Genomic DNA, 17,069 nt, shown 5'->3' with positions numbered 1-17,069 from the left:
TATAATGAGAATTGAAATGAATACAATCCAGTCTTTAGTAAGAGATAATAAGTGGTTTATTTCACTCTTTATCGTCCTAATGATGCTAAGACTTTTTATCTTCAGTGTTTATAAAGTTGAAGGAGCTTCTATGATGAATACCTTTGAACAAAACGATATCGTTATAGGAAGTCAAATTACTAAGATTGACCGTTTTGATATAGTAGTATTTAACGTTCCGGAAAAAAAGAAAAAATATATTAAGAGAGTTATTGGCCTTCCGGGAGATACCATTGAATATATTGATAATATACTTTATATCAATGGTGAAAAAATTGATGAGCCCTATTTAACAGACCAAGTAACACAGGATCTTAAAGTTGATTCGATCCCAGAAGGTTACTTATATTGCTTAGGCGATAATCGTAAAAGTTCGGTAGATTCAAGAAAAATCGGTTTAATACCTGAAAAAAATCTACTTTCAGAAATTAAAATAATCCTCTTTCCTTTTGACAAACTAACTACCTTCTAACCGAAATATAATAATCATAATAAAGAGGAGTTTAAACGATCGTTTAAACTCCTCTTTAAAAATATTTATTTTTGATCATACAAGGCACTGCCCACTCGAATGTAAGTCGCTCCTTCTTCTAAGGCGATGCGATAGTCCCGTGACATCCCCATACTTAGCTCTCCACAAGGAGCCCATGGATAATTCTTGCCAAGTATTAATACTTGTAATTCTTTTAATTCGGCAAAATAATGATGAAGTTCCGTTTCGCTGGCATCAATCGGCGCCATCGTCATTAAACCGACTATTTCAATTTTGTTATAGTCTTTAATGGCTTCTACCGCCTCTATGACACGATCCGGATCAAATCCGCCTTTCGTCTCTTCACCTGAAACATTGACTTGTAGAAAGCATTTTACTGTCCGATCTGCTCTTTTTTGAATTTCTTTGGCTAATGATAATCGATCCAGTGAATGTAAATAATCGATCTGATTAATAATCAATTTCACTTGACGAGATTGGAGGTGACCAACAAAGTGCCAAGTAATTTCTGATGCAATATCATTCAAAGCTTCTAGTTTTGCTAAGAATTTATCCGAGCGATTTTCGCCCATATCTCGAACGCCTAAATTATATAACTCTCTCGTCGTTTCAGCATCCACAAATTTAGTAATCGCCACCATATGAGTCGGATAGGTCGAAATGTCTTCGAGTACACTTGCTAAATTGGTTGCTAATAATTTTTTATCCACGTGATTCCTCCTAAGAAAATAGATAATAGTTTTCAAAAAGCCATGTAGCTAAATTGAGTATTAAAGGAATGGTAACAAGTGAACACATTGTTGTCAGTAAAACAATTTTTGCTCCACTTAAATAATCACCACCTACAATTTGACTTAAAAGAGCTGTCATCATAGCAGAAGGTCCAGCTAGTATCATTACTAAAATAAAAAAACTTTCAAAGGTTAAACCAGGGATGAACAATAGCATAATCAAATTAATTAAAGGCCAAATAATAAGCTTTATGCTAGCTATTTTCCACAATTTCCAATCAAGATAGTCAGATAAAGTAGCAATGTCTTCAAAATAAGCACCTAGAATAATCATAGCAATCGGGGAATAAACCTGATTTAATTGATGAATCCCTTCGGATACAACCGATGGAACAGAGATCTTAAAAACTTGAATGACTACTCCTATCAGAAAAGCAAACAGAATTGGACGAGCAGAGAATGTTATTTTTGGTTCTTTTTCTTTGGCTCTAATCATTTTTAAACCAAGTGTCCAAGAAAAGAAATTTGTAACTAGAAATAAGCCTGTGGTAATCATGACATAGGAAGGTTCGAAAACTGCTAAGGTCAGAGGAATACCAATAAAACCAACATTACCAAAGACTGTTGCAAACTTGGATACCCCATCCTCATTTTTCCCAAAATACCAATGCCCTACATAGATCCTCATTAACAGAAAAATAATATAAATAATCATTGCTAAGAAAAACTGAGTCATAAGGTCTTGCTGAATCGGCTTAAAAAAAGCTTCGATAATTATCAAAGGGGTCAAATATTTAACAATTACCGTATTCAATTGACTAATGGTCGTTTGCGTCAGAAGTTCTTTTTTAACTAAACTAAACCCAATCACCGCTATGGAAATCAGTATAATTAATTGCTTAAAAATGATGAGTGCTAAATCCATATCTCCCTCAATCTTTCATAACATTTTACTAGATATTATTATAACTCAACTTATCCCCTGAAGGAAGTACTACCAATCAAGTAGGAGGCTAGTCAACTAATGGCTAGCCTCCTACTCAATTTATATCTAACTTATTATTCTTCGTCCATAACATCATGTAAAGCATCTGCCACAAATTGAACATTCGTTCCAATAATTACGTGGGCTGCATTTTCTCCCATGATCTTAACACCCGCAGCGCCAGAAGATTTTATTTTTTCTTGGTCAATTACTGAGGTGTCTTTAACATTCAAGCGAAGTCGTGTCGCGCAATTGGTAAAGTTTTCAATATTGTCTTTACCACCTAAAGCTTCAAGAATGCGGCGAGCTTGTTGGTATTCTTTTTCGGCTTTTGAATCCTTTAATTCTTTAGAATCCTTTTCAGGTAATGAACCTTTTCGCCCACTTCCAGCATCAAAGTCTAAAGACAAAGGACCTTTTCTTCCTGGTGAAGCAATATCCAATTTTTCAATTAAGAAAGAGAAGACCAAATAATATAGACCGGCGAAAACTAAGCCTTGTAATATTAACATAAAGGGCTTGTTCGCTATTGGAATTTGTGAAGATAAAATAAAGTCGATTGCTCCGGCAGAAAAGCCAAAACCAGCTGTCCATTGCATAAAGGCAGCAAATCCTAAAGATAGCATTGATAAAATAGCATGAGCAAAATAAAGAACTGGGGCTATAAACATAAACGAAAATTCAATGGGTTCAGTAACACCTGTAACAAAAGCTGTGACTGCGCCTGCTAAGTATAAGGACCCTACTTCTTTACGGTAGCGAGGATCAGCCTTACGATAGATCGCTAAACCAGCAGCTGGTAAACCAAACATCATAACCGGGAAGAAGCCAGCTTGATACATTCCTGTAACACCCTTTTCACCTACAGATGCCCAGAAATTACCGATATCATTAATACCTATTAAGTCGAACCAGAAAACAGCATTTAAAGCATGGTGTAAACCGGTAGGAATTAGTAGGCGGTTGAAGAAACCATATAAGGCTGCTCCAAACCAGCCCATCCCTGAAATCCATTCTCCAAAGCCTACTAGTCCTTCATAAACAGGTGGCCAGATAAAATATAATAATCCTGAAACAAAAATCATAACAATTGAAGTCAAAATGGGAACCATTCGACGCCCAGAGAAGAAAGCAAGTGCATCAGGTAATCTAGTTTTTGAGAATTTATTATAAAGTGATGAAGCGGTAAGACCGGATATAATTCCGATAAAAGCATTATCTATTTTTTCAAAAGAATAGGATAATTCTTCTAAAGGAATATTGACAATATCTGTTAATTTATCCGGTTTCAGTAATGTAGTAACCATTAAAAATGCGACTAAACCTGATAAGGCACTTGACCCATCTCGATCGTTAGACATGCCTAAAGCAACACCCAAAGCAAATAGAATGCCTAAGTTACTGAGAATGGTATCTCCAGCAGTCACCAATAAAGCACTGAACTGGTTCCCGCCTTGAGAGTCAATTGCATAGCCGATCCCTAGCATTAAGGCAGCAACAGGTAATACCGCAACTGGTAACATTAATGAACGTCCCAGTCTTTGTAAATATGGATACATATTTTTCACTCCTTTTTATTTATCATATATAATATACCTCAATTTCGAAGCGTTTACAATCATAAATGTAAATTTACATTTTAGTGTTCACACTAAAAGGAGGTGTTGGGCTAATTTTTTTAACGATCTCTTCTAAAATCTAGCAAAAAAAGAAACGACAAACTTTTGGTTTGTCGTTTGAATGTTTATATTTAAGATTATGCTACAACTGACACATTACTAGCTTGTAAGCCACGTTCTCCTGATTCAACATCAAAAGTTACTTTTTGGCCCTCTTCTAAAGTCTTGAAGCCTTCGTTATTAATAGCTGAGAAATGCACGAATACATCTTCACCATTTTCTTGTTCAATAAAGCCAAAACCTTTTTCTGAGTTAAACCATTTTACTGTTCCATTATTCATAAATGAAATCCTCCTTGCGCTGAGCGCGATTTTTTTGCAGATGTTACATAAGATAAAGAAAAGGATTAATTATGATAATGAATTAAGCTTTTAAATATTTTATTACTCTCTACTCAATTAAGTATACTGTAATTAGTCATATTAGTCAATCACTACTATCCTTCATACTTTATAATTCGAAAAACGAACTTATTTTAATAAATTTAAGTGTGCATCTACAGCAGTTTGTAAGAAGTCTAAGGTATCTTGAGGAGCTTTACCATCGTTCAATAAATTAGCTGAACTTGGTAACATAACCTCAGGTTGTCCTACTGTTGGCATATTTAAAAATGAAAGAATCTTAACCAAATCTTTATTGGCTATTGAACCACCCATAGCAGAAATTGAATGGGACGCAATTAAAGCTGGTTTGCCATTCCATACAGATTGTCCCCATGGACGAGAAGCAACGTCTAATGCATTTTTTAATGCTGCTGAGATTGTACGGTTATGCTCTGGAGTTACGAATAAAATCAGATCTTGGCGTTTCACTGCTTCACGGAAATCAGTGTAGGCTTGTGGTGAATTTTCATCCAAATCTTGGTTATAAAGAGGTAAGTTTGCAATATCTAAAAACTCTACTTCTGTTCCCTCAGGGTATAAAGTCACAATATTATCTGCCCATTGTTTAGAAAAAGAATTTTTCCGAGTTGATCCTACAATTACACCTAGTTTAGTCATATTTAATCATCCTTTTTATATGTATTTGTTCTAGTAGTTAATTTACTGAACATATGTATTTTATCTCGAATTCGGAATAAAAGCAAGAGGAATAGTTAATTTTTTTATATTTTATTTCTCCCAATGTGAAAGATCTGGTAGCATTGGAACTACTTCTCTGCGGAAAAAAATACGTCCTGTTCTTCCAGAATATTGTCCAATTTGATAGTCTCTAAAGCTAGTAGTGGCTTTGAAGGCTGGCATTTGATAAAGTTGTTTCATATAGCGCCATAAATTAGGGTAATCGCGCAATGAATGATGGAATAAGCCATAGATTGGCATATAAAGTAAATCATGACGGATTAAAGGGGTATATAATATTAAATCGGCTTCAGTCAATTGATCACCTAATAAAAACTGATTCTCAGCGAAATGTTGATCTAACTCGGCTAATACTTTAAAGTAAGCCTCTGCATTTTGATCAAATTCTTCTTGAGAGCGAGTATATCCCGCACGATTTGCTCCTCCCAATACTTCATCAATTATTTTTTGGATCCAACTATCAATCTCTGATCTCAAATTTTCTGGATAAAGATCTGGAGCATTGTCAGCATGAAAAGGTTTAAAACGGGTTGTAAAGTCTCTTAAAATATCTAGTGACTCAGAGTTAACCACTGTCTTAGTTTTAATATCAATTAATGCAGGTACAGAAAAAGGACCCTCATATTCTGGATCAGTATTTTTATAAAGTTCCGAAACATATTCAACTTCTAAAACCGCATCTTTGCCTCCAGTTTCATTAGAAAAATCCCATACTTTACTAGTTTTTATTGGACTAGCGATAGCTAGACTAACTACTTTATCCAAACCTAGTAATCTTCTAGCAATATCAGCCCTTTGAGCATAAGGACATGGAAAACTAAACGCAAGACGATAACGATTTGCTTCTACTGGATAAGCAAAATCTTCTTTATATACTTTTGGCATAAAATCACTCCTTTGTCTCATTATAGCAGTCTCATACTCTTCTTTAGAATTTAATGCTCACTATTCGTAATTGAATTGGCAAGATTATAAATAAATTCTTTACAATCCATTGGATTATACTTGCTAGGCCCCTTGATTCTTTTACCAGCTTTCCACATTTTGTCCTAAATGTCTTTTGAAGAAAAGATGGTCTCTATTATATTCAATATATAATCTGTCAGAATGATAATTCACGCGATATTTTGAAAATAATAAAGAAGTTATGCCATAATCTTGAGTAATTATAATATTAGCTTTTTAGCATTGGGAAAAAATAATTAATTGTATCTGCAGCTGCTTCAATATAGATGGTCTCTGCCAAATCAGAATCATATATTCTATTTAAAAAATAATCTATTGTCGTTATAACAAAGACCTTAATCTTATAAGCTGAGCTATTTGAATGGCTTCAGCCTTCACAGGACAAGCATCTATTAAAATCCTCATAACTCCTATTGTTTCAAAATGGGTTGGGACAAAAACCTTAAAGAAAGTCCGGTCAACGATACAATCGTTAATCGGACTTTTTCGGTTCTATAATCTACGTAAATACGCAAAGCAGCGAGCCTAGATTGGAAAGTAACTTTCCAATCTAGGCTCGCTGTAAGTTTTGAGGCGACTGAGAAAACCTTTTATCCTAGCCCCTTTATAATGAAGATTAATTAGTCTTCAAAAACAGTTTGTTCTGTAACTTCGGTAGTTAAAGCTTTCAAAGCTTTGTCTACTAAGTGAGTGCGTAATTTGTATTCTTCTTCCATTGATAATGAAGGATTACCTAGTGGGTGAGGAATAGCAATTGCAGGAACGATACGGTTAGCACCTACTGTTAATGAGATAGGTGTTACAGTTGCCATATGTACTACAGGTAAACCTGTTTTTTCGATTTCTTTTACCATTGTTGCTCCGCAACGAGTACAAGTACCTCAAGTGGAGGTTAGAATAACTGCATCTACATTATGGTCTACTAAGTCCTTAGCAATTTCAGAAGCAAATGCTTTTGATGATGCAACTGAAGTACCATTACCTACAGTAGTATAGAAATAGTTATGTAATTCGCCAATTTCTCCATTACGTTCTTTTTCACGTAAAACATCCACTGGAATAACACGATCTGAATCTTGATTAGCATAAACCGGGTCATAACCACCGTGAGCTGTTTCATATTCGCCTTCTTTAAGGTCTTCAACACCAGAAATGTCATAACGACCATATTTAGAAGCTGAAGAGGATTCAATATGGTCAGGGTTACCAAATGGAACAATACCACCTGAAGTAACAATCGCAATTTTAGCTTTGGTTAAGTCTTTAATTGCTTTTCCTGGTTCTACATTATCAAAATCAGGCATTGGGAATTCAGTAGTGAATTCTTCACCAGCTAATTTCTTAACTAACATATCCACTGCACGTTTAGAACCGCGATCTTCTGTAAAGAAGTTTTTACGGTGACGCTCAAAGTATTCGTCAGTAATTGGGTCTAATTCTTGGTCTGTCAAGATTTTGTTAACAACATTTGCAATTGCAGGAATTGCTTTACGCATTGTTGCAGCAGAGTTACCAGTCTTAACAATGTAAGGAACTTTCTTATACATGTCAACACCAGGGTTCTCTTCATACATACCGGCAACAGCTGGTACATTCAATTCTTGCATAACTGCAGTTGCAACAGCTCCAGCAGCTACACCGTATCGTCCAGCGTTAAATGCAGGTCCAGTGATTACTAAATCTGGTTCAAATGACTTAATCATTTCGATTACTTCATTAATAGCATCTGTATTTTCATTAAAGTATGAGTCACCACATACCACAGTTCCAACGATTTCTCCATTTTCAGCAATTGCACCATTGATTCCAACACCTGGTCCTACAACACCATCTTGTTTGAATGGTTTTGTATCAGCTTTTTCTTCTCCACCGATACCAGCGTAGAATTGATTAATGTAATGAACTACACGTTTTTTTGTCATGGTTTTACCTCCTTATTTAATAATTATACGCCACGAGCTGTGCGTTTGTTGAAGCCTAATTCGTTTGTAGCACCAGTAATTGCTTGAATTTCAACTTCAATTTCGCCATTTTCACGTAAGCTTCCGTCAAATCCGCCGGCAATTGTATCAACATAATCTAATGTTCCGATAACTTTATCCATTGGAGGTAAAACAACTACTTCATTGGCATTTCCACCTGTTACAACTGCGTTTGCAGATTTATCAGCGTCTGCTAATCCTTGAGAAGCTCCATCGCGTCCAGCGTACTCATCAGTAACAATTACTGTTTTAACGCCTTCAGCTTCAATCTTCTTAGTATTCATGATCAAGTCAGTATCAGGGTTACCGAATCCTTCTTGAGAAACAATTACACCATCTAAACCTAGGAATGAACATAATTTAGATGTCCAATCAGATGAACGTTTCTTATCATTTAAATATACAGCTTCGTTTGTGATGATAACTCCCATAAAGTTGATATCTTTACCATGACGCTCATAAAGATCCTCAATGATCGGATTGTTTAAGTGGTGGTAAGTAGTATTCTTATCACATGCAGACACACAGTTACCAGAAATAACTGCTCCATCCATTACTTCTGTAGGATATAAAATTGAAGGAACAATATGCTTAGCATCAGTTCCATAAACATAAGTATCATGTAATAACCCTTGAGTTTGTAACATGTATACATAACCAACTTTTGGAAGATCAGGATATTCTGAAATTTGTTCCAATAGTGGTTTTGTTTCATAAGTTACCACTTCGTCTGCTTCTGTTGCTGCAGCTAATGTTCCTAAATGCTTAGCAACTTTCAATCCAGCTTCACGAACTGCTTGCTCATAAGCGTATGTTTTTACACCTTCAGCTGGCTCAACCACTAAACAGATGTTGATTAATTGGGAGAATGGTGTTAATTCAGCACCAGGCCCTTGCATATCAACAATACCTTCTTGAAATCCTACAATTTTACCAACTGTAGCGACCGCACAACCTTTTAATACATGAGTACGGCCTTCCCCAACGCGATCAACTTTGCTGACTACACCTGGGAAAACTTCTGATGTTGAATCTACTTTACCGCGTGGCTCAATAACATCTTTAATAGGTGTAATACGTACTGACTCACCAGGTTTTGCAATTTCGATTGAAACATTAGCAATATGATCGTCTTCTAAAACGATATTTTTAATTTCTTCTTCATTGATGTATAAAACATTGCTTTCTACTTTAGATGAATCTGCAAGTTTTACATCGTTAATTTGAATTTTACCTAATTCAAGTTTCATTCAATCACCTCTATTGTTATTTTCTAAATTCAGGAGTTAGTTAAAGCGTAATTCTGGTGAAAAATGAATACGCTGAAGGGTACTCTCCATTAAATCTAAATCGATCGTGGCAAAATCCTCCAAGACTGAATCTAGCCAATTTGGAGTTGCTCGGTCCTTGATGAATTTTTCATAAACTGCGATGGCTTGTTCAATTATCTCGAGACTTTCTAGATCGATTTGTGATTGTTTAGTAGTAGTGATAATTATTGATTTGTAGAAAGTTTCGTTCGGTTTGATTGAACCACTCAGTGGATGAGTCAACAACACATAATGTTCATTAATAACGAGCTTTTTAGTCTCATAAAGAACATCACCATAGTTCCCATCAATAAAAATGATTGGACATTGGTCGATAGTTTCATTCACTTTTGGATTATTCGATATGATTTTCATGGTTTCACCTCTAGACGCCAGTGCTTGCCATTTAACTAAGAACGATTACATCGGACTTTTCTAAATGTTAAGAACAAAGCCAAAACTTGGCCGCACTCTCCTTAGTTCTTGTGAACATTATAACAAAAACAAAAAAAATTTACAACAAAATTCCCCAATAAAGTATATTTTCCAAATGTGTTCTGTTTATAAAATCAATATAAAAATCACCTAAAACTCTAACAAGTTTAAAAAAGTTTTATTAGATTAGTGAACAATATATTGGAATAGATAACTGGTAAAATGTGAGTGATTTAGACTCTAATTTAACAATTGGAGTAAGTTATCTTCAAAAATTGCATAGCCTTCTTTCGTTAAGTGGATACCATCAATAGTATATCTATCCGAAATCTTACCGTTTGAGTCATAAACTCGTTCCCATGTTAATAATTTTATTTGAAATCTTTTTGATAGTTTTCTAAGTTCTTGATTTACCCAAGTGATTTTTTCTGGTTTTAGCCTTTCGGTTTCATCGGTTTGAATAATTTCAGAAAGGACTATTCTTATTTTAGGGTTCAATTCACTAATAAAAACTAATAATTGTGTCAAATAGGTAATAATAGACTCTTTTTTCATTTGATAATAAAGTTCATTAATTCCAAACATAATAAGAACTGCATCACTTTCAACTAATTCATTAGCAATTTTTTTAGCCATCTGCAGGCCCTCTTTAGCAATAATACCTTGTTTAGATACGTTAATAATCTTCCAGTCTCCCATACTTTCTTTCTTATAAAATGAGAGAATAGAATGTCCTAAAAATATAAGCTTTTTCATATTTCCTCCATTTTGAATTTCCTAAGTTACCGATTCATATAATCTTATTATAACATCATTATAATTTTGTGAACAAGATCACATGTTTATGGGTTTATTAGTATTATTTAACTTAAATTGTTAGAATTATAAATAATTATCCATTATAATTAATATCAGTTAGAAACATTAAGCTATCTTATTGTTTTAGAAAGAAGGTTTAATATGACTAAAAATAAATATTTGTATTTAACATTTGATTCTACAACTGATGCCATAGCTGCTGAAGCACAATTTAAAGCCGCTAATATTAAAGGTCGTCTGGTTATGATTCCTCGAGAACTTTCAGCAGGTTGTGGAATGTCTTGGAGATCTGAACCTCATTTAAAGGAAGTGTTACTAACGGTTGCTGAAAAAAATAATATAAATTTGAAACAAGTAGAAATCTTATAGCTTCAGATTTTTTACAAAGTATATCTATTTTCTAGTATCAGCTATTTATTCAGTTCTTATATCTGTTATAATTATGGGTGTAAATTGTTAATTAAGGAGAATGAACATGTTAAAAACGATTAAAATTAATTTTGAAACCATCGAATTAATGGACTTCTTTTGGCAAACAGCTGCTCGTCGTGAAAAATTAACCGATTCTTACTTTTTAGATATAGCCAATCGTCCAGAAATGGAAGTTATCTATACTGAGGGATTCGATTCAAACTCAGTAAGAAAAGTTTTATCGGCCGTTATTAACTATGAACCAGTCAATGAAGCAACTAAAAAAGAATTAGAATTCTATCAATCCAACAAATTCTTTGCTGATGATCCTGGAAATGTCGAACTCACCCTCCCTACTGTTAAAACTTTAAATGTCGATGAAATGAAAGAAACTTTTTCAGGAGACACAAAGTATGAAGAAATAAAAATTAATTTTGTTCCTGCATACGACATCGTGGATCAAATTGATGGTGATACACTGACAATTAATTTCTTCAAACTTGGTATTGATTTCACAGATTTCGAAACGGTACTCATAGAAGGTAAAAAGCTTAAGGACTATTTAGAAGAAAAACTTAAAGAATTACTCGAATAAAGCTTAAACCTCATTTGAGGATAACTTAATCGAGACCCTGGCTTCAGTCTGGGAGACTGGGCTAAAAGTCCTCAATACAACATAAAAATCAGCGAGCCAGAGTGCTTAGGCTCGCTGATTTTTGCTGTTTTGATTAAAATAATAATTCTTGCATACTATACATAATAGTAATTAACAGCTAGGATGCCAATAAAAAGGGGCTTTTATGGATAAAAATTAAACCGTAGCTAAATATATTATTCTACTTCATTTAAACTTTGATATTCCTATGGATCAGGAAGCGCCATTAATCAGTCGGTACTTTCGTCTTAAATGACCACCATCTCTTCCAAGATAAAGTTTATTTACTGATGGCACGAAGCTAGAAGCCGATGCTGATTAGCATTCCTAACATTTACGCTCAATCCTAGTTTGATGCTGAGATAGTATTTGGTCGCAATTTTATTGTGCGAAGAATAAAGCTCAGGGGAGAAAAGGGATAAAAAATAACCGGAGTCTCCTTACAATGACTATGAATCTCACACAATCACCCCACTATTTACAAACTTCCCGACATTTTGGGCTTGTTATTCACTATTCTTATTCATTAAACGACAAAAACAGTGGCGAATCTCATGTTTAATGATTCGCCACTGTTTTTAGGACTTTTTGCTCAGTCCCGTTTTAATTACTTATGTAAAGTGATTACATATAGCCTTTTTCTTTAACAATTTCATTGGCTTTCTTAGCATTTGCGCCACTAATCATTACGATAGGACCTGAACATCCCATCCCTGATTCAGCGTAAATACCTTCTTTCCATAATGCTTTAACAGCATCTTCAAGGTCTAATACATCAATTCCGTTAATTTGAGCTGTAACTACTTCTTTAGCTGGTGCTTTAATTTCTTCCTCAACTACAGTAGCCTTAGGTTGAAGTCCTTCACGAACATCCTTAAGACCTGCTTTTTTAGCAGATTCATATTCTTGCTTAGCTACAGTCGTTAATTTACCTTTAGCCATTTGGAAAGCATATTTTAATGCATTGGCAATAACAGGTGCTCCTGAAGCACGTGATACGATATTAATAATATGGTCGTATCCATCTCCAACACCTGGACCATATCCGAATCCAGTTGTTTCGTAAGTACCACCTGAAGTGTATGATCCGAATAGTTTCATTAAGATATTACCTGTTAAAGAATCACAAACCATTACGTCTGCAGAGCCCAATAACAAGTCATTACCACGTAAAACTACGCCACCATCTGAACGAGCAGACTCGCCAAATGTAATATCATAGCCTTTTTCTTGTAATTGTCTTAAAGCACGTTCAACAGTATTAGCTCCGTCAACGTTCACAATTCCAACTGTTGGGTTTTGAATTCCTTTGGCTTTAGCCACTGCGATACCATTAATAGCGTTTAAGACCATTGCTTCTGTACGGACAGTAGCTGTAGTACCAGTAGTTGTAGCAATGAACATTTCACGCCCTAAAGCAGGTGAAATTACACGGCCTACAGTTGATACACCAATCGGGAATGTATGGTGAAGTGTTACTGCCCCATGAATAGTTCCATCATTTAATAATTTTTCAAGCGTTTCTTCAACCGCTGATTCATCATTAGCTTCATAATGTTCGTATTCTTCAGTCCAGTCTAATTTTTCACCAATCAGAACGACTTCAAATAGACCTTCTGATTTTGCCAGAGCAGCTGCTTCACGCATAACATCAAACCCTAGTTCAGAGCCATTGATGGTTAGACCAATCTTAATAGATGGTCCAACTTGACCGCTCTCTAACGTATGAGCTAATTCGTTTATAACATCTTTAATTGCTTGATTCACTTGGTTAGACATGCGTATTGCTCACCTCTATTCTTCTTCTGATGAAAAGTTTTCAGCAAATTGGCGTAATGCCTTAGCAACTTCTGCTTTAACAACTTCTTTCAAGTCGCCGTCAACAGCTGTTTCAACTTCTCCTGAGTTACGTTCAATAATTATTGATACCCCGTCAAATAAGTTAGTCATACGTCCTAAGAATAATGAACCCTTACCAACGATCATTGCCCGATTAATACCTGAATCACTTGTCATATCGTCATAAGCGAATCCTAGGTAAGGAGCTCCTGAAGGAATATGACCTTGAGTTGGTGCCCAACCAGGAATTCCTTTTTCTGCAACAAAGTTAGCTAAATCAGCACGTTCTAATTCTTTACGTAATACTCCTACCGCACCAATCATCTTAAGGTTAGCAGTTGGCACATCTCCAGCACCAGCAGATTTAGTAATATCTGGGTTTTGCATTTCAACTGAGAAAATGTCAACATCTGGAATAGTTAAGCCTGCTTTATCTAAAGGATCTCCTACCAAAGCAGTCATAACCGCTTGAGGTGAAGAACCAGATGAAACAGTATGACGTCCAGTAACATCTGTACGGATCACTGGGCTCTTTCCATCGTTTTGAGAAATTAAGTAGGCCACACCAGCTACTGAATCCTCTAATAATGGCATATCTTTTTCATAATGAGATTTACCATTCATACCTAATTTAGCAGTAGAACCTCCGGCAACAACCGCTACTGCTTTATATGTTCCAGCTCTTACTAATGAAGCTGCACTGATCAAGGCATGTGTTGGTGCCCCACAGAAAGCACGTAAGTCAGATCCTGAAGCATTTTTTAGACCGCAAAGCTCTGCAATAGCTTTAGCCATGTTACCCCCACCACGCTGGTTCATGTCACCGATTGCTTCTTCTGATGCCTCAATCACATATTCAATGTCTTCAGCATTGATATCTTCAGTATCTCGTAATAAGTGGCGTAAAGATAAAACACCTGAAGCTTTGTTAACTAAGTTTTCTAGCATGATATGAGCATTTAAGTTAGGGTCAATATCGTGGGCACGTGAAACCACGCCGACTAATTCACCTTCATAATATAGTCCCTCAGCTTCATACTCATCGATATGTTTTTGTAACCATTCAGCCGATTCGGTGTTTTTAATCTTGTCCACATCATCTTTAAAGATTTCATTTTCTGCCATAACTTCTTTTACCTTAGCAGCAAATCCTTCTTCAAGATATACTAAGTCAAATACGTCTACGATTGAAAGTAGTCCGTAAAATTCAATCTCTGGCATAATTTCGCCACGTTTTGAGTAACGTCCACCTTCAGCTTTAGTTTTGAAACGTGGTTCTTCAATTTTTTTCAATTCAGAATAATGCATATTATTAATATACGTTTGGTTATTAGGGTCTGTTAGAACCTCTTCGTAACTACGTAAATGTTTATCTAGATTCTTAAGATATTCAGAATCTGGAGTGGTGATGCGCTCAGTGGTTTGAGTCGTACCATTATGAATTAACATATTAGGTGTATGTGCTAGAGTATAAGCTGCACCTTTCAATACTGGAAGAGTCATTTGCATTCTCCTTTTTTATGGTTAGTTTATATTGTATATTATTTCACATATCTGTTAAAAAAGCAAGTCTTTAGAACTCTCTGAATAAAAAAGCCAGCATAAGCAAACTGCTTTTACTGGCCCTCCTTTTAGATATAATTTTTAAAAATTATACTGAATATTTAGAAAATTGATCGCGAATTGATTTCATTTCTTCAGCGATTGAATCAACATCTAATACCATTTCCATCATACCGATTTGTTCATCGTAAATGTCTGGATCAGCGTATTCTTTGAACTCAGGTTCAGTTGCATGGTATACAGCTAAACCTAGAGGTGTGTTTGTTAAAGCACCCGCATAAGTTGGGTCTCCGTTGGTAACTGTTTCAGCTGCTAGACCAGCAGATTCTGCTTCAGCCCCACCTAAGATTACAACAAGATTTTCTGCACCGTGTTTTTCAGCAGCTTCTTTAATACGACGTTGGTTTTCCAAATCCATGGCTCCTGCAGCCGTTCAAACGAAGCACTCTGTTGATGACATTAAAATCTCAACTGGTTTACCTTCTAAACTAGCTTCGATTGCTTGTCCTGGAATACCGTCACGGTCTCCAATGATCAATAATTTTTTATTATCCATTGACATAATGTTACCTCCTAAGATATTCGAAATAAAATGTTCGCAACAACAATATATCACTACTATGACTGTAGTATAACCCTAGCTTTCATATTTGTCAAACCAATTTATAAACGATTACGTTTTATTCATTATTCACTAAATCCACCCTCCAAAAACACTTTAACAGCAAGCTTTAAGCATTTATTTAAATTTATAATAAATAATTTTTTAATAAGCATGTGTATCAATTTTAAGCTATAATAATGACAGATTTAGGAGGTTTTTCCATGAAGGTCTTACATGTTTTAGCCCAGCTACCTGCTCAAACAGGTTCTGGCATTTATTTTCAAAATTTAATCACGGGCTTAAAAGATAAAGGCATAGATAATGGCATTATCTACGCCACTCAACCCCCTTTTAAAGAATTATTGCAAACAGATAATTGTTACCCTGTTCATTTCCAATCCAATGAACTCCCCTTCTCAATTGTCGGTATGTCAGATGTGATGCCTTATCAAAATTCTATTTATTCTCAATTAACAGATCAGCAGACTGAACAATGGCAACAAGCTTTTATTAAAAGATTAATGCAAGCAAAAGAAGAATTTCAACCGGATATTATCTTAACCCATCATCTTTGGTACTTAACTTCTTTGGTGCTAGATACTTTTCCTGAAATTCCGGTGATTGGTATCAGTCATGGGACGGATATTCGGCAAGCTAGACGCCACCCTCATTTAAAAACACGCTATTTGGGTAATATGAACCGGCTGGCTTTGATTTTTTCTTTAACTCAAGATGATCGTGACAATTTAATCGAGGAGTTTCAAATTGATGCTGAAAAAATTATAGTTACCGGCAATGGTTTTAATTCTGCCATTTTTAATCTAGAAGGTTCACGAAAGTCTAAGCAGTCTTCAATAAATTTAATCTATGCTGGTAAAATCACTCGTTCTAAGGGTGTCTTTGAATTAGTTCTAGCTTTTGAAAAAGTCAAAAAATCTTTTCCTCAAAGCCAACTGTTACTAATTGGTAACGGCGATCCTAGTGAAATTAAAGAATTAAAAACAATTGTCTCTTCTTATGGAATAGAAGATATTCACTTTCTTTCAGCACTTCCTCAATTAGAATTAGCCAGTTGGATGAAAAAATCTGATATTTTTATTCTGCCATCATATTATGAAGGTTTAGCAACTATTTGTTTAGAAGCCATGGCTTGTGGTTTGCGTACAGTAGTTTCTGAATTAGCCCCTTTAAAGAATTTCTTAGCTGATGAGATTAACCAATCTCAATGGATTGAATATGTTCCGCTTCCACGCATTGTTGACCAAGATAAAGCACATCAAGAAGATATCCCAGAATTTATTGCAAACTTAAGTCAATCTATTATTTTACAAATAAATCGATTACAGTCGCAACAAGCCATCGATCCTCATATATATGATTTAATAATGCAATACTCATGGGAACGTTTAATAGATAAACAATATCATTGCATAAACTTCTTATTTAAAGAAAAAGATAAAGCATAAACTTTAAGAC

General features: G+C 35.1%; 17 protein-coding genes. 4 read left to right on the top strand and 13 right to left on the bottom strand.

All coding sequences use genetic code 11. The annotated features are described in order from the left end of the window. Positions 1–4: 4 nt before the first annotated feature. Positions 5–511, top strand: a complete 507-nt coding sequence (lepB, locus tag ACQV2P_RS03220) for a signal peptidase I (RefSeq protein WP_428872828.1) — start codon at positions 5–7, stop codon at positions 509–511. Between the two features lie 65 nt (positions 512–576). Here lepB and ACQV2P_RS03215 read toward each other — a convergent pair whose 3' ends face one another. From ACQV2P_RS03215 to ACQV2P_RS03170, 10 genes are all read right to left on the bottom strand, one after another. Further along, complete coding sequence (locus ACQV2P_RS03215; RefSeq protein WP_428875756.1) at positions 577–1,242, bottom strand: YggS family pyridoxal phosphate-dependent enzyme; 666 nt, start codon at positions 1,240–1,242, stop codon at positions 577–579. A gap of 10 nt (positions 1,243–1,252) precedes the next feature. Continuing rightward, positions 1,253–2,188 carry an AEC family transporter gene (locus ACQV2P_RS03210; RefSeq protein WP_428872826.1) on the bottom strand — a complete coding sequence of 312 codons (936 nt, stop codon included), beginning with the start codon at positions 2,186–2,188 and terminating at the stop codon, positions 1,253–1,255. Between the two features lie 134 nt (positions 2,189–2,322). Beyond that, positions 2,323–3,807, bottom strand: coding sequence for an N-acetylglucosamine-specific PTS transporter subunit IIBC (gene nagE / locus ACQV2P_RS03205; protein ID WP_428894625.1), 1,485 nt, complete (start codon positions 3,805–3,807; stop codon positions 2,323–2,325). Between the two features lie 197 nt (positions 3,808–4,004). Further along, positions 4,005–4,208 carry a cold-shock protein gene (locus tag ACQV2P_RS03200; RefSeq protein ID WP_258435605.1) on the bottom strand — a complete coding sequence of 68 codons (204 nt, stop codon included), beginning with the start codon at positions 4,206–4,208 and terminating at the stop codon, positions 4,005–4,007. Positions 4,209–4,397: 189 nt separating this feature from the next. Beyond that, entirely contained in the window at positions 4,398–4,928 is a 531-nt protein-coding gene (locus tag ACQV2P_RS03195) for an NADPH-dependent FMN reductase (protein WP_428872823.1), read from the bottom strand. Positions 4,929–5,039: 111 nt separating this feature from the next. After that, a complete protein-coding gene (locus ACQV2P_RS03190) occupies positions 5,040–5,894 on the bottom strand; it encodes a glutathione S-transferase C-terminal domain-containing protein (protein WP_428894624.1) in 855 nt (284 codons plus the stop codon). Between the two features lie 701 nt (positions 5,895–6,595). Continuing rightward, positions 6,596–7,897, bottom strand: a complete 1,302-nt coding sequence (gene grdB, locus ACQV2P_RS03185) for a glycine reductase complex selenoprotein B (RefSeq protein ID WP_428874630.1) — start codon at positions 7,895–7,897, stop codon at positions 6,596–6,598. Between the two features lie 23 nt (positions 7,898–7,920). Next, positions 7,921–9,207, bottom strand: coding sequence for a glycine/sarcosine/betaine reductase component B subunit (locus ACQV2P_RS03180; RefSeq protein WP_428894623.1), 1,287 nt, complete (start codon positions 9,205–9,207; stop codon positions 7,921–7,923). 36 nt (positions 9,208–9,243) lie between these two features. Then, the gene (locus ACQV2P_RS03175; protein WP_428894622.1) at positions 9,244–9,642 is read right to left on the bottom strand and encodes a GrdX family protein; all 399 of its coding nucleotides are present in this window, start codon (positions 9,640–9,642) and stop codon (positions 9,244–9,246) included. A gap of 300 nt (positions 9,643–9,942) precedes the next feature. After that, complete coding sequence (locus ACQV2P_RS03170; RefSeq protein WP_428872816.1) at positions 9,943–10,458, bottom strand: SGNH/GDSL hydrolase family protein; 516 nt, start codon at positions 10,456–10,458, stop codon at positions 9,943–9,945. Between the two features lie 204 nt (positions 10,459–10,662). On the opposite strand from ACQV2P_RS03170, the gene ACQV2P_RS03165 reads away from it, so the two are divergent. Together ACQV2P_RS03165 and ACQV2P_RS03160 are read left to right on the top strand one after the other, a co-directional pair. Beyond that, positions 10,663–10,890, top strand: coding sequence for a DUF3343 domain-containing protein (locus ACQV2P_RS03165; protein ID WP_428872815.1), 228 nt, complete (start codon positions 10,663–10,665; stop codon positions 10,888–10,890). Positions 10,891–10,996: 106 nt separating this feature from the next. Beyond that, a complete protein-coding gene (locus ACQV2P_RS03160) occupies positions 10,997–11,527 on the top strand; it encodes a hypothetical protein (protein ID WP_428881684.1) in 531 nt (176 codons plus the stop codon). A gap of 684 nt (positions 11,528–12,211) precedes the next feature. On the opposite strand, the gene grdD is transcribed toward ACQV2P_RS03160, so the two are convergent. From grdD to grdA, 3 genes are all read right to left on the bottom strand, one after another. Then, positions 12,212–13,366, bottom strand: coding sequence for a glycine/sarcosine/betaine reductase complex component C subunit alpha (gene grdD / locus ACQV2P_RS03155; RefSeq protein ID WP_428894621.1), 1,155 nt, complete (start codon positions 13,364–13,366; stop codon positions 12,212–12,214). A 15-nt stretch (positions 13,367–13,381) separates the two neighbouring features. Beyond that, positions 13,382–14,929, bottom strand: a complete 1,548-nt coding sequence (grdC, locus tag ACQV2P_RS03150; RefSeq protein WP_428875758.1) for a glycine/sarcosine/betaine reductase complex component C subunit beta — start codon at positions 14,927–14,929, stop codon at positions 13,382–13,384. Positions 14,930–15,077: 148 nt separating this feature from the next. Beyond that, on the bottom strand, positions 15,078–15,551 hold the full coding sequence (gene grdA / locus ACQV2P_RS03145) for a glycine/sarcosine/betaine reductase complex selenoprotein A (RefSeq protein ID WP_258435592.1): 474 nt from the start codon (positions 15,549–15,551) through the stop codon (positions 15,078–15,080). A gap of 263 nt (positions 15,552–15,814) precedes the next feature. Here grdA and ACQV2P_RS03140 point away from each other — a divergent pair, with 263 nt between their 5' ends. Continuing rightward, a complete protein-coding gene (locus ACQV2P_RS03140) occupies positions 15,815–17,059 on the top strand; it encodes a glycosyltransferase family 4 protein (RefSeq protein WP_428872811.1) in 1,245 nt (414 codons plus the stop codon). Positions 17,060–17,069: the final 10 nt, after the last annotated feature.

This window comes from Facklamia sp. P12932 (genome assembly GCF_050409545.1).
Lineage (GTDB): Bacteria > Bacillota > Bacilli > Lactobacillales > Aerococcaceae > Facklamia.
Note: the sequence above shows the minus strand (reverse complement) of the source record. Positions and strands in the feature narration are given on the sequence as shown.

Excerpts from the sequence above, each read along its gene's own strand:
- ACQV2P_RS03165 (WP_428872815.1), top strand. The coding sequence starts at position 10,663 with ATGACTAAAAATAAATATTTGTATTTAACATTTGATTCTACAACTGAT.
- ACQV2P_RS03180 (WP_428894623.1), bottom strand. The coding sequence starts at position 9,207 with ATGAAACTTGAATTAGGTAAAATTCAAATTAACGATGTAAAACTTGCA.
- ACQV2P_RS03190 (WP_428894624.1), bottom strand. The coding sequence starts at position 5,894 with ATGCCAAAAGTATATAAAGAAGATTTTGCTTATCCAGTAGAAGCAAAT.
- grdD (WP_428894621.1), bottom strand. The coding sequence starts at position 13,366 with ATGTCTAACCAAGTGAATCAAGCAATTAAAGATGTTATAAACGAATTA.
- ACQV2P_RS03200 (WP_258435605.1), bottom strand. The coding sequence starts at position 4,208 with ATGAATAATGGAACAGTAAAATGGTTTAACTCAGAAAAAGGTTTTGGC.
- ACQV2P_RS03210 (WP_428872826.1), bottom strand. The coding sequence starts at position 2,188 with ATGGATTTAGCACTCATCATTTTTAAGCAATTAATTATACTGATTTCC.
- lepB (WP_428872828.1), top strand. The coding sequence starts at position 5 with ATGAGAATTGAAATGAATACAATCCAGTCTTTAGTAAGAGATAATAAG.
- ACQV2P_RS03175 (WP_428894622.1), bottom strand. The coding sequence starts at position 9,642 with ATGAAAATCATATCGAATAATCCAAAAGTGAATGAAACTATCGACCAA.
- nagE (WP_428894625.1), bottom strand. The coding sequence starts at position 3,807 with ATGTATCCATATTTACAAAGACTGGGACGTTCATTAATGTTACCAGTT.
- ACQV2P_RS03140 (WP_428872811.1), top strand. The coding sequence starts at position 15,815 with ATGAAGGTCTTACATGTTTTAGCCCAGCTACCTGCTCAAACAGGTTCT.
- ACQV2P_RS03170 (WP_428872816.1), bottom strand. The coding sequence starts at position 10,458 with ATGAAAAAGCTTATATTTTTAGGACATTCTATTCTCTCATTTTATAAG.
- grdC (WP_428875758.1), bottom strand. The coding sequence starts at position 14,929 with ATGACTCTTCCAGTATTGAAAGGTGCAGCTTATACTCTAGCACATACA.
- ACQV2P_RS03160 (WP_428881684.1), top strand. The coding sequence starts at position 10,997 with ATGTTAAAAACGATTAAAATTAATTTTGAAACCATCGAATTAATGGAC.
- ACQV2P_RS03195 (WP_428872823.1), bottom strand. The coding sequence starts at position 4,928 with ATGACTAAACTAGGTGTAATTGTAGGATCAACTCGGAAAAATTCTTTT.